12 protein-coding genes are annotated in these 13706 nt (G+C 39.2%); 3 read left to right on the top strand and 9 right to left on the bottom strand.

The genetic code is table 11. From position 1 onward, the window contains the following. Positions 1-20 precede the first annotated feature (20 nt). A complete protein-coding gene (locus ACWATR_RS31485) occupies positions 21-3551 on the top strand; it encodes a DUF3854 domain-containing protein (protein WP_460341588.1) in 3531 nt (1176 codons plus the stop codon). A 5-nt stretch (positions 3552-3556) separates the two neighbouring features. Further along, positions 3557-4327, top strand: a complete 771-nt coding sequence (locus ACWATR_RS31480) for a hypothetical protein (protein WP_460341585.1) — start codon at positions 3557-3559, stop codon at positions 4325-4327. On the opposite strand, the gene ACWATR_RS31475 is transcribed toward ACWATR_RS31480, so the two are convergent. Together ACWATR_RS31475 and ACWATR_RS31470 are read right to left on the bottom strand one after the other, a co-directional pair. After that, entirely contained in the window at positions 4324-4566 is a 243-nt protein-coding gene (locus ACWATR_RS31475; RefSeq protein ID WP_460341582.1) for a hypothetical protein, read from the bottom strand. The two genes, ACWATR_RS31480 and ACWATR_RS31475, sit on opposite strands and share 4 nt — an antisense overlap. A gap of 150 nt (positions 4567-4716) precedes the next feature. After that, a complete protein-coding gene (locus ACWATR_RS31470) occupies positions 4717-5502 on the bottom strand; it encodes a sensor histidine kinase (RefSeq protein ID WP_460341579.1) in 786 nt (261 codons plus the stop codon). 255 nt (positions 5503-5757) lie between these two features. On the opposite strand from ACWATR_RS31470, the gene ACWATR_RS31465 reads away from it, so the two are divergent. Continuing rightward, a complete protein-coding gene (locus ACWATR_RS31465) occupies positions 5758-6411 on the top strand; it encodes a response regulator (RefSeq protein WP_190936548.1) in 654 nt (217 codons plus the stop codon). A gap of 4 nt (positions 6412-6415) precedes the next feature. Here ACWATR_RS31465 and ACWATR_RS31460 read toward each other — a convergent pair whose 3' ends face one another. From ACWATR_RS31460 to ACWATR_RS31430, 7 genes are all read right to left on the bottom strand, one after another. After that, entirely contained in the window at positions 6416-7009 is a 594-nt protein-coding gene (locus ACWATR_RS31460) for a DUF6753 family protein (RefSeq protein WP_460341575.1), read from the bottom strand. A gap of 190 nt (positions 7010-7199) precedes the next feature. Further along, the gene (locus ACWATR_RS31455; RefSeq protein ID WP_460341572.1) at positions 7200-7898 is read right to left on the bottom strand and encodes a hypothetical protein; all 699 of its coding nucleotides are present in this window, start codon (positions 7896-7898) and stop codon (positions 7200-7202) included. Positions 7899-7906: 8 nt separating this feature from the next. Then, positions 7907-9199 (bottom strand): nucleotide-binding protein, encoded by a 1293-nt coding sequence (locus ACWATR_RS31450; RefSeq protein WP_460341569.1) that lies wholly within the window; start codon positions 9197-9199, stop codon positions 7907-7909. Positions 9200-9434: 235 nt separating this feature from the next. After that, entirely contained in the window at positions 9435-9761 is a 327-nt protein-coding gene (locus ACWATR_RS31445) for a hypothetical protein (protein ID WP_460341566.1), read from the bottom strand. 180 nt (positions 9762-9941) lie between these two features. Then, positions 9942-11414: an IS66 family transposase gene (tnpC, locus tag ACWATR_RS31440; RefSeq protein ID WP_460341563.1), complete on the bottom strand. Its 1473-nt coding sequence runs from the start codon at positions 11412-11414 to the stop codon at positions 9942-9944. Between the two features lie 56 nt (positions 11415-11470). Then, positions 11471-11986, bottom strand: coding sequence for a DUF192 domain-containing protein (locus tag ACWATR_RS31435; RefSeq protein WP_460341560.1), 516 nt, complete (start codon positions 11984-11986; stop codon positions 11471-11473). Continuing rightward, positions 11983-13608 (bottom strand): AAA family ATPase, encoded by a 1626-nt coding sequence (locus tag ACWATR_RS31430; RefSeq protein ID WP_460341557.1) that lies wholly within the window; start codon positions 13606-13608, stop codon positions 11983-11985. The genes ACWATR_RS31435 and ACWATR_RS31430 overlap by 4 nt, the downstream gene beginning before the upstream one ends. Between the last annotated feature and the right edge of the window lie 98 nt (positions 13609-13706).

Below are 13706 nucleotides of genomic sequence, written 5' to 3'. Positions count from 1 at the left end.
CCATCATTACCTTAATAAATATGTTTGATGAACGACATCTACAACTCACTTCCGCTTACGCTAGAGCTAGTCAGCATTTTATTAGAGCTTTTATTTACCCTTTAGGAGAATTTCTCTACAAATCAATAGAATCAGCTATTGATCTAAAATGTCGAATCGAAATAGGAGAAGAAACTTATTTTCTTACTCCTGATGAGGATGGTGGCTGGAAATGGTCTTCCTGTAACTTTGAAGGTGTAACAGATGAGGAAATAGAAGAAGTAGAAGAGATGATGGCATATTTATTGCCTAAACTTCTCCCCGGTAGTAATGATATAACACCGTCGAATTTTCCTCCTGAACCTGATTTACCTCCAATTTTACCCAACCCGAACTTTCCCAAAAACCTTCCTCCTTCGGGTACAGGAGTTGACTTTTTAAGTATACAAGTTGAAAGCAATAATACTCTGGAATATGAATATTTTACAATCAGAAATGATTACGTCACAGATGCAGGTGAAATCAAAGATATATCATTTGCTCAAATTGTAGATAAGTCCTCCATTTTGGAAGAAGATGTTGTGCAAACGAATGACATTCATGAAGACTATGAGCAGAGTGAAGTTATTAATTCTCATGAAATTGGCAATGAGCATTTAACAACAAAGATTGTCATCGACCACACAATTCCTGTAACTAGTGAAAAACTTGAGCCACAAAATACTCAACATATCCCTCATCACCCAGAACATATTGATCCGCAACATTGGCACGAACTCGTAGTAGGCAGCGCGATCGCACCAGAGATTGCACATCTCAACTTCTCTAGTCTTCATTTTAGCTATGTCGGTGGCGAACATGAAGCTTGGGAACGACTCATGATCAGCGACAAACTTTCACGTACAAATACAGGTAGCCTCTCTACTAGGCTTTTAGAACTCTATTCCAACTTAGATGCGGGTGGTTGGTGGTGTAATTCAGGAGTAGATCCGCGCACATTTGCTAATCTTACCCCTGGTGAGCAACCTCAAATTAAAGAATGGGGATGCTATAAGCCAAACCGCCCCAGACCCAAAACCGTAAAAAAAGATGGGTTCACTGTTGCGGTTGAAGGCAAATTCATTAAATATGAGCATCCACCATCGGTAGAATTGAGTATCTTCCTGCTTGATGTCCCCTCTGAAATTGCCGAACGCATTTACTCCAAACATCAAGTTAACCCCACCGATAGCGATCGCAGCAGTGGTTTTTGGTATTGTGTGTGTAAACATAACATTCCGATCACCATTACCGAAGGGGCGAAGAAAGCAGCCAGTCTGTTAAGCCAAGGTCACGCAGCCATCGGACTACCGGGAATTTCCTCCGGCTATCGCTCACCTAAGAACGAGTGGGGCAAGAAAATTGGTGATTCCTATCTGGCTGATGAGTTAACTGTTTTCGCTACTCTTTATAGAGAAATCAAAATCTGCTTTGATTATGAAACCAAGCCTGAAACTAAGCTCAATATCCAAAGAGATATTTGGAAGACAGGAAGCTTATTACAAGAATTTGGTGCTGCCGTTAAAGTAGTAACGCTACCAGGGCCGGATAAAGGTGTAGATGATTTTATAGTTTCACGAGGAAAAGAAGCTTTTGAAAAGCTATCTGCCGGGGCTATATCTCTAGAGTCATGGCATCAAAATCAACTTGATAATTTACGTTTTACTATCAAGCTCAAAGATGGCACAGTCAAAACAATTGATCAACAAAGAGGAGACTCTACTGTGACAGATGCTGCCGAATTAGAACCAAACATTGGTGTATTTAAAAAAAGTCGTGCTAAATCACCTATTGACCCTAATTCACAAATTATAGATATAAAAGTTAATGATTCAGACATTATCCATATAGATGTTGCCCCAGAGCCAGCCCAGCCAACTGAAACTGCTGTAACTAGTTCTTCTTGGGCTAAAAAAGAAAATGTAACACTTTATGAGCCTAATTTTTTTAGAAAGCGCCTAGAAGCTAGTGAGAATAAACAAATAGCTTTTGCTGCTTATACTTTGTTAAAAAAATATGGTGTTGAGGCTAAAGATGAACAACAGCAGACCAGTGGCAAAATCTACCATGCAGATGCTTTTGTAATTAAGAATCATGGCGCTGATAAATACAGTATCTATCGTCGTCATGATGATGTAGAGTTAATGACTTTTCAAGCTGATAAATGGGGACACGTAGGCAATATTAAACTTTCTTGCACAGAAATAGAGTCTGAACAAAAAATTTGGAGAGAAAAACAAATTAACATTCTGCCTATTGAAAGGCAGGAGTTTTTGTTAGTGGCTGACTACCTGAAAGCTGGTAAAGAATTGCCCTCTGTTGATGAAGACCCTCGCAAAATAGCTTCTGTCGTTGGTTCAGTCTCTCCTAAAGGCACACACAATATTTTAGAAAGTTTCAAAGAAAACGAGGTATTAAAAATACTCACACAAAGTATTACTAGCTTCGAGAAAGACGACTTAACCTTGGGCAATTACCGGATTATTTTTCAGCAAACCAGTGACAATACATCTACTCTGCAATTACTCAAAACTGAACACAATGGTACAAATCGGGAAGCTGTTCGCTTTCAGTTTGAGAAAACTGACACTGGTATGACTCATCAAGTCCAAGCGATGGCTATCACTGAAGCTGATTTGGAGAAGTTAAGACTGTTGGCTCAAAAACTGCATATTAATTACAAAGCATTATTTGGCAACCCGACAGACACCCGTGACATCGACTTGCCCGTTCATCCCGAAATTACCCGTAATTTAGACGATGATCAGTCACACCAATCTACTCAATCTACGCCCAACGTACCAGATCGCAAGATACAATCAAACCCACAAGAAGCAAGCTCTAATTCTCCAAAACAAGACAACGCTGTGCTACCACTACATCCAGTTTTGAAACAATATTGGGAGCAGTTAGAAAAAGATGGTTCAAGTCATAAGACTGTAGCGCAAGGACATTTAGAATTTCAATCTAAAATTCAGGAAACTGGAAAATTAACTATTGGTGAACAGCGTGAACTTTACCAGCAGATTCAAAATCTTGCCTGGAGTGAAATTAATCACAATGGGCGTACTGATATTGTGCTTCCACCATTAGCCCACATTGTTAATGATTTGCGATCGCACCTTCTTACAGAACCACAGCCACAGTTTTCTTCTGACCCAAAGCGTGATCCACTCGTGCCTCTTCACCCTGACATCGCCTCTCATTGGCACGGTTTAGAAACTAATAATGCTTGGTCTAGTGTTGCCAATCAGTACAACAATCCTTTACGGGAAAAACTTGTCTTAACTGGCAAGCTGACTATTGGGGAGCAACGTGAACTTTACCAAAAAATTCTCCTTCAAAGTCAAGTCGAGCAGCGCAATAAAGGGCAAACGAATATTTCACTTCCTCCTCTGAGTGATGTTATTCAGGATTTGCTCAATACTCGTAGCCAGGTTATTAACAATACCTATACGCCCAAGGTTGAAGTACATTCCCAAAAATATCACACTCCACAATGTACTACTAATTCACAGGAATTGGAATTGTAATACCTATGCAGTCTAACTCAGTAGCCGAAACCATTACTATCATCAACCGCAACAGTGGCTTTTCTGACAACCAAATGGTCTACAGACTGGCACTGATGATGGAGAAACACCCACCCTCACCGTCAATAACCCCCGCACTAGAACCCACACAGCGCGAGAATATTATTGGTGAGGTGAGAAATACTCTATCTCTTACGCAAAATGCTCAAAGTACTGAAGAATATAGGCGATCGCTCAAGCAAAAATATTACCAAGAGTACGCCCAGAAATTTGGTTTGGGTCAGACTGAACAAATACCTGATATGGAGAACTCAACAAGAGTTGAAGATTTGATCAATGAAAAGAAAAAGACGTTCTTGCAGCAGATATTAGAAACTAAAGGGCGCAAACTGCCTTTTGTTGACAGCCAACAGTCAAAATCGGTTGAGAGTGAAAATGATGAGGTTGCTAAAAAGTCTCTCATTCCTGCACTAATGAATATTATCGTTACAAAGGGACAAGATATTATTGGTGGTCGAGTCTATGAAGGTATGGCTTATCAATTAAATTTATTGATGAGAGAAGGTATGCAGCGTCTGACTATTTGGCGCAAAAGTGATAATCAATCGGCTTTTAGTGCTTATAAAGTAGAAGAAGAGGAAGAATACAAGGTAATACACAATCACCTTTCACCACAAGAAATACAAAAGCTGATCAACTTTGATATAAGAGTGCAACAGCAACAGCCACCGCCACAGCAAAACGAGCGATCTCCTGACGGCCCAGAGTTAGACTAACTAAAATACCCGATAAACAACCCAAGAATGTACGCACTAACTAAGACATATCGCTTCGTCACCCGCTCGAATTGTGACCAGGGTGAGATGATGACAGCTAATACTATGTAAAACAATGCTTGTAAAAAATCGTTGTGCCCCAATTTAATGATTGCCGCTATCATCAAAGCCACAAAAATTAGAAATTCCACTCCTGTTTCGATTCTGTCCCAAAGTTTTACATCATATAGGTAACGCATCTTGTAACCTCTTTTAGAAGTCGGAAGTTAGAAGTCGGAAGTCGGAAGTCAGAAATTAAACTCAAAACTTCCGACTTTCGATCTCACACTTCATACTTCTTCCTGTCTCACTATAATTCTGATCTTTCTCCACGATTAAAATTAGGAGCTTCAAACCTTTTTAAACTCAAAACTTCCGACTTCCGAACTCCAACTTCCGACTTGTTTTGATGACTTGGGCAACATCCTACCATCAACCCCATAGATCCCGTCATCTTTGTAAGGAAATATAATGGTGAATTTAGTTCCTTGTCTAACTACCGAGTTTACGCTTATCCTCAAACCATGAGCATGAGCCACACATAAGGCGATGTACAGTCCGAGTCCCATCCCTGATTGATGTAATAAATTGCTATTTGGCATTCGCCATAATGGGATAAATATATTGGAAATTTGTTCGGCGGCAATCCCACAGCCGGTATCTTCAATCTCAATAATTAAATCATCACCTTGATTGAGCAGCCTTAAAAAGATATCTCCGGCAAGAGTGTACTTAATAGCATTTGTCACCAGATTACACAGCATTCTGTCAATACTTATGCTATCACCTCGTACTTGCGTTCCATGCTTGTACGATGATTGAGTTTCATAGTGGAGATTCAAGGAATGATACTGCGCTATTGGTTTGAATCGAGAATAATTATTTTTTAAAAAACTTAACATATCAAACTGCTCGTCTGTCACTGGATTTAGTTCAAAAAAAGCAGTTCTTTTAGATTGAATCAAACTCATCCCTCGCTCATTCGTTTGTTGTAAAGCGATCAGCAACGGCTTTATCTCTTCTAAGGACTGTCCATAAGCACCATCAATTATCTGATTCAAAACTAACGATGCTCCTTGATAGTTGTTTGAAACATCGTGTAACAAACCTAATATGCTTAAAACTTCCTGTTGCATAACTATGTTTCCAACGACAGATGGTATTTTGGCTACTTTTATGAATAAATCCTAATTATGTCTATAAAGTTTGAGAATGCTTTCATTTTAGTTCTAAAAAAAATTATCCAATCAAGCTTTAGTACTAAACTTTCTTTGATTTATCTGGAAAGATTTTTTCTTACTTATATTTTATATTACAGACACAAAAAGTAAAAGGCTTAACACCAATAACTATGTTATAAATATTGAGTCATCTTATAATCGAAGTGATCTATGATTCGATTAACGCTCATTGAGGATGAAGAACTCATTAGGTTGGGGATCACTACTGCTATCAATCAACAACCAGATATGGAAATGGTCGGCGTTGCTCGTACTGGTATTGAAGGGATTAATTTAGTTAAGGAATTAAATCCCGATGTGATTTTGGTGGATATTGGTTTACCCGACATATCGGGGCTAGAAGTGATCAAAGAGGTCAAAGTCAATAGCAAGACTAAAATTGTTGTTCTTTCTTCCCATTCTTCTCAAGGCACTGTTCAATCAGCTTTAAATGCCGGCGCTGATTCTTACATTCTCAAAAAGAATAATGTTCCTCTGATTTTAGAAGCAATTAAAACCACATTCTACGATAATAAGTCTTTTTTTGACCCTGATATTAGCCGACATAATTTTTTCTTCCAGCAGAAAATTAAGGGGAAGAGTTACCAAGATCATCTTAGTGCCACTGAAATGCAAATTATCTCTTTGATGGCAGATGGTTCTTCTAATAAGCTGATTGCCGAGCGGTTATTTATTACTGAAAGTACCGTTAAAGGTCATATTAACAAGATTTTTGCGAAGTTAGATGTCAAGGATCGCGTCAATGCTCTGATTGAAGCTAGTAAACTTGGGTACATCGAACAAGATTACTTGAAAGTAGGTTAGCTACTCACTTACCTACTTGAATTAAACAATAGCCTTGGGTTTTACTCTGCTGTGTTTGACAGGCTTCAATCGCTGCTTGATTCTTCAAGATTATTTGATACATTTGCTTACCCTCTTGGGATTTTGCCCATTGGAGAATCTTTATCTCGTTACGTGAGACTACTACTGACTGATTCGTTCCTATATTTTGCACCAGATTCCATGTGGTCAGCGAACCCAGCAAGGTACTGCCAGCCGCTACTAATCCACACACAAGAGATACTGTCCCCAATCCCCAGCCTGCCTGCACTTTCATGCCTGTGTCGGTAGGCTTGCTTTTTTTGATCTCATCACGCACGGCACTAGAGACAACTGTATAGTGCATTGACTCGGCTTGTTTGCTTGTCTTCTCTAGTTTTTGGTCTATCAGTGCCGCCCACGCTTCTATCATTGCCTCCATTCTTGCCTGGAGGTCTATGATCGTTTCTTCATATCTGCCTAGTGTCGCCATCATCCTAAAAACTGGATCGTCTGGTGTAATTCCTAGTTGATATGCCCCTTCAACTATGCGTTTTTGTTCTGATGGGGAGTAGCCTTGTAATGTGTCTTGTACTCGCATTTCTCACAAGCTCCTTTGCGTTTAATGATGAGTAATAAGTAATGAATGGGTAATGAGTAATGAGTAAGAAGTAAAGAGTAATAAACAAGAAATAAGATATTGAAGTATTCGCTCATAACTCATAACTCATAACTCATAACTCATAACTCCTCCATTTGAGGTGTGTTGAGAAATCTGGGTTGTAGTGTCATTAATCAAGCCCTAGATATTTAATAGCCAAATTGTTATTCATCACTGAATGATGAAACTTTTTAATCCACTGAAAAATGAAGCTTCTCCAAAATAAAATTATTGAGAAATCCTGGCAAACTTGTGAATATGGTTTATCAGCCTTTTCCATTGCTTGATAATGATTCCGATGTAGAGCCATTAATTCTACTTCTGTCCCTCCTATGATTAACAGCTTTTTCCGCATCTTCTCCTCATATTCTCTAAACTCTGGCGCAAAATGGTAATTTTTCACTACCACGTAGTTAGCGTTAGTGGTCGCGTTCTGGATGATTGCATTTAAGTAATATATACAGTCTTCCCTGTGAGAAATAGGTTGAAGAAATGTTAAATTCCAACCAAATTTTACTACAACCTCAAATAAGCTAGCACTCTCGATATATTGAATTACTTTTTCAATATCTTGTCCGGGCATATCAACAATTATCACATCTAACTCAGGATGATTTAAGTCATCTGCTATTGCATCAGCATCGTCATTTGATAAATTAAACTTCTTAATGGTTGCTATATGTTCATAAGCTTGAAATACAGGGAATGATTCTTGGTTATAAACCTTTATCCGTTTTCCTTGTTGGGCGAACATTTCTAGCAATAGCTTGATAACTGTAGACTTACCCACCCGCGCATCTCCTACAGTTATAATCATTCTTTTTGACATATTTATTCCTATTCAGATAAAATCTTCTCTATGCCAAATAAATCTTTTTTTGGCTTTATTTGCCCTTTAAAATTGTTCAGCCAGCTTAAGACTCTACCAAATACAGACGGATATTCATCTTGTTCAAGTCCTTGTCTAAATGTCAAATTTTTCACATCTAAATAATCGTAGGATTTTTTCGCTAGTTTTGGCATATTTATACTTGTGAAATTATGCCCTGTTGCTTTTACTTGCTGTTCAATTACTTTTATTTCTTCGGAACTATCATAAAAAGTAAACTGTTCTGTCTCTCCATAAAACAAGTTTTTTACTATTACATAATCAACCCGATCGCCGCAGAAACTATATAGTTCTAGTAGTTGAGTTATACAATCAATTATTGTACTAATAACTATTACTATAGTTACCTGCATCTTACATTTATTATTTACTACATCTAAAAACCCCATCTCGGTTATTAAAATTTTTAAAGTTGGCAGAAATTGTGATGGCGTTTCTAGTAGTATCAAAGATTGTGAATCTCGATATTTCCCAGATTCTTTTGATTTGGGATAGACTAATTCTTTTAAATTATCTACAAATTCGTCTAATTTATCTGAATTAGATATATCTAAACGTTGAATATTTGCAGCTTTTTCATAAAATCTGATCAAGTGTGGATTAGAATTATCCGCGTCTAACCCAACAAATTTTACTGCATTATCTATGTAAGTTTGCGCTAAACCCCTGGCAAACGTTGACTTACCAACACCTCCTTTATCTCCTGTCACCATTACTAATTTTCTTAGCTTTTCTGGATTAGTTTTATTGTTGGTATTCTTATTATTCTTTTTGGATACTGGATTATTAGACTGTGTATTACCAGTGTTTTCTTTTGTCACATAATTGGGTGCTAGACTGTCGGGATCTGTATTAATAATGTTCTCTTCTACCACATTGTTGAGTGCTATATTGTCGGATGCTAGACTGTCGGGATCTGTATTACTAGTGTCTTTTTCTATCGCATTGTTAAGTGCTATATTGTCGGGTGCTAGGCTGTCTAACTCTGTATTAACAATGTTTTGTTCTGTTACATTGTCGGGTGCTAGGCTGTCTAACTCTGTATTAACAATGTTTTGTTCTGTCACATTGTTGGGTGGTATATTGTCGGGCACTGGGCTGTCGGGATCTATATTACTAATGTCTTTTTCTATCGCATTGTTGGGTGCTATATTGTTAAACTGTGTATTAGTAAAGGGTTGATCTGCCAGATTGTTGCTAGTATTTTGGTTATTATCGTTGGCTATCTTAATAGTCATCATTCTTCTTCCTTTTGATATTGACCGAGAAGATTGGAGATTGAATAGGGCAGATTGGAGTTTGAATGTTTTTGGTACAAGCCCAGCAATAAAGTGGGCAGAATAAATCTAAAAGACGCTCCTACGTCGCTAACGCTACGCTATCGTCAATTCTCTTATCTACAAGACGCTCCTATGTCGCTCTAAGCGAAGCCATGCCGCAGGCTTTACGCTACGCTATCGGCAATCTGCAATTTTTTTACAGATACTGTTTTTGAAATATCGGTCGGATTGTAATACGTACCCAATGCAGAAATTTATTAATCAAGTCCGCTTTTACAATCGTCTTTAAGGTATTGATGGCTGTAAAATTTAAGGTTTTTACTTTTACTACCTCTTCTTCAATAACTACATAACGTTCTTGACTGTGAATATTCATCAGTACTATTTTTTCGTTATTTAATTCTGCTGCAACGACGTTGAACACATCTTCGGCAAATATCTCTAACCCTAGTGGGGTAGAGATTACTCGCACCGTGTTACCCAAAGGATGATCAAATTCCCAATATGTCCATACTCTTCCCATAAATAGATTGCCATATTTGATTCAACACACGAAGCTATTTAGGTACTGTTTTTTTCAGTACTATGGTTTCTTGATTTTTCAAAAATACGTTATACAATTACTAGCGATTATTTTTGATTCTCAAAGAATTGCCTCTGTCAACACTGATATTATTCTTAGGCAAAACGTAAGGATTCAGGTCTAATATTTAGGAAGTAGGGATGGGCGAGACAGATACTTATTAGAATTAGCCAGCAGTGCTTGTGCAAAAAAGTCAATCACAGACCTACCTTGACGGCGGCAGGTTTGCACCACAGTCAATAAATTGGCAGTATGTTGAAACCGCTCCATTGAACGGGAACCACCGCTAACCTTACGTTTTGTCACAGCCAAACGAAGCGATCGTTCGGCCTGATTGTTATCAGGAGGAACTTCAGGGAAGTCAAGGAAATACCACCATTGACTTGCTTTATCGCGCAAAGAACGTAAAAGCTGGCCTGCTGTCGCTCCTGCCTTGTCAATCCACTGATTGAGTAAGGAGTGCAACTTAGCTTTGAATTGATTGACCCAATCGTTATAACTACTTGAATCAAGAGTTTCAAACCATCGAGCATAATTGCTAAAAGCTTCATCAATTAAATTAACAAACGTTTCACCGATAGCTTGGTTGTGAAGACCTGGAATTAAGATTAGTTTTTTGAAGTGTCGGCGTAGATGAGCCAAACATTTCTGCTGGGCAAAAGCTGGATAGCCATTGTAAACGCTAAAATCATCGCTGCTGAGTACCCCTGTATATTCAGTCCCTAAAATGGCTGATAATTCGGCTCTGGAACGAGTGTCAGCAGCAGTAAATAGGCAGAAATCAGAATTGGCAACTACCCACAACCATTCTTTGATCCCTTTGACTGACCAAGGTGTTTCATCCACATGAACATTAGGTTGTGTCTGTTTTATCCAATCACTTAATTCATTAATGCTTGGTTCAATCGCTTGAGTTATTCGTTCATTGGTTGCTACGATTGTTCCTAGACCGATTTCAATTTGCCCCAGTTCACATAGCATTTCTTGCTGTTTTTCATAGGGCATGTGTGCATAATTATTGACCCATCCCAAAAAGGACTGTAATCTGATTCCTAAATCTTGTCCTGGGATAATATCTGGCGACCATAAGGCTGTTTGTATATTTCCACAACACTCACATACGCAGGTATAGCGTTGATATTCCACTATTTCAATTGGACGTTCTACTAATTGCGCTACAGACTGTTTCTCTATTTTTACTGCCGTGTGAGCAAATGCTTTTTGACCACAACAGGCACAATTAGTCGGTCGTAAGATTTCATAACGATCTATTCTGCCAAAGCCCTTACGGGTTTTTCCAGTATGTCCTGGTTGCCCACCTGGTTTTCTTTTAGGATGGTTTGGTTCTTCTTCCAAGGGTGCTTTTTTGTTTTCACTCTTTTTCAGAATGTCCCCAGATGGTGGTTTGGATGAAGTCTTGCTGTCCAAATCTCTGCTGACTTTTAACTGTTCTACTTCAAGGTGTAGTTCGTAGATTATTTTCTGTAACTCACCTATTGCCTTTCTCTGCTCAATGATGATATTTACCAGTTCGTCTTTCGATAACTGATTTAAGCTTTCTCGGTCTAATTCTTGAGGCAGACTTTGGTTCATATTTGTGATACTCACCCTCAAGTGTCCCCCTTGTGAATACTCTGCCACCTGAATCCTTACGGCAAAACTGATAACGGTTGGATGTTAAGCCGATCGCCAACCTTGATATTGGCAGTGCCTTTTACTAGCTCTAGCACTTGGGAGGCAACTTTCCCCTTGTAGATGGGACAAGGGGTTTTGTAACACGGTTGGGCATTGTAGACCGCAGTTGTCACCACATTGTCCTTAAGATAAAAGATGTCTAATGGAAAATTTACCTTGTACATCCAGAAAGGCACGTCGTAAATTTCTCTGCCCAGGTTGAATAACATCCCGTGGTCGCCGTTTAAGGATGCTCGAAATTTCAGCCCTTTCTCTAATTGCTCTGGTGTAGAGGCGACTGAGAGCTTAAATGTGCGATTGCCTTTCGTGAGAAGGTGCGTAACTGGTAAATCCTGGGGACGAGTTTGGACGTAACCGAGCGCCACAGTGCCGATGATAATTGATACTCCAGCTAGGGGGCCTAGTATGTTTAGTAACTTGAAAGCAGCAACGTATAAATCCTTTTCAGAATTAATTTTTAAAGTTTTCATGTTTCACCAAAAATATCAACGTTGCCGAGACTATATATAGATGAATCAATTGGACTAGATGGAAGGCCATGCAAAGCCGCAATGTTACGCATACTTTCAACTCGGTCAGCTTCGCGGATGGCCAGAGGATTCATACTCTGCCTTGCAGCCAACAATGCCGACAATGTAATCTCAAGTGATGGCAGTTCGCTAGCTGGTGCAACATCATCACCAAACATTTCACAGAAACTAAAGACGGCGGCACGTTCAACAATGGCTTGAATCTCCGCCCCCACACATCGCTGCGTGGCTTTGAGTAACCTTTTCCATTCTTCTTCGCTGTACCCATCGCCCCCGTTACGAAAACGAGGATCGAATTTAGCGAGATGGATCTTGAATATTTCGTGCCGTTCTCCATAATTGGGTAAATCCACCTTAAAAATCTCGTCAAAGCGTCCACTTCTGGTTAGCTCTGGTGGTAGCCATTGAATATTGTTAGCCGAAGCGATAATTAAAACCTCACTAGTACGTTCTTGCATCCAGGTCAAAAGCATACCAGCGAGGCGTTTAGATAAATCATCATCCCCGGCGAATCCCTTATCAAAGTCATCAAGGTATAAAATTACACGATTGATTCGGTCTACCAGTGCGAGTAAACTCTTGAGTTTATATTCAGCCAAATTACCGTAACTACGGAAACTTCCCCACTCCAAGATAATCAGAGGTAGCCCTAATTGTGCAGAACTTGCTTTAGCGGAGTAAGATTTTCCTGTTCCCGGTGGGCCGATTAGTAAAATCCCCTTGGGTAAACGAAGATTATACGCTTTTGCCAGTGTTGTTAATAACCGCTTGTAAGTTTTAAATGCCGACTGCATCAGTTCTAAACCACCGATAGGGGTAGTTGGGGGCTGAAGGAATTGAATATTATAAATTCGCTTAAACAGTTCGATTTTGTAAGCGGACAGTCTTTCTACTAACTCATCCGGTGTAATTTCATCAACAATCGCCTGTCGAATGCCATAATCGATATCTGCTAAGTACATCCCTAAGCCAGCGATCGCCGTCGCATGAATATCGCTATGACTGTAATCCGGTAATACTTGAGCTAAGTAACTGCTTATTTCCTCTATAGCTGGCAGTTGTTGAATGACTGTCGGAACTTCGGGGGCAATGTCAGATGACACGGTGGCGTTTGACCCTAAGAGAATCGCTGCTTTGTTAGCATTGCAATTGTACAGCTTCAGGTTAATGAGGGCTGACTTAATCCACTCGGAAGTCAGAAAGAAATCGGGGTCAGTGGTAGACTCTCCCAGCCAAGGGAATATGCCCTCTAGTATGAGAATCCCTTGTAAATCGGTAGTTTTCCAGAATCGGAGAATTTCAAAGTAATGTTCGCGCCTGCTTTTAGCGATCGCTTGATACTGATTAACAGTTTGTAAACTTAATCCCTCCTCATTAGTAGATAACTGGTGCAGTTGGTCATCTTCCAGCATCCACAGGTAACAGTTAATATTGTATTGCTGGCATTCCAGGGCGAGATTTGTCAAAAGTTTGAGTCTTTCTTGTAATGGAGACTCGACAGCTATCAGCTTATTGTTAAGTTTGATTAGAGAGAATATTTGTTTAATTAACTCATTATTCATTAGGGCTTTAGTTAAATTTCACCCCAATATTATTGATAGCTAAAACTCTTTACTAGCTACTTTGGTACTGAAAAAATCGGTACTAAAGTAGCTTGACT

Source organism: Nostoc sp. UIC 10890 (assembly GCF_054786515.1).
The sequence above is the reverse complement of the archived record's forward strand: the minus strand, read 5'-3'. Positions and strand labels throughout refer to the sequence as shown.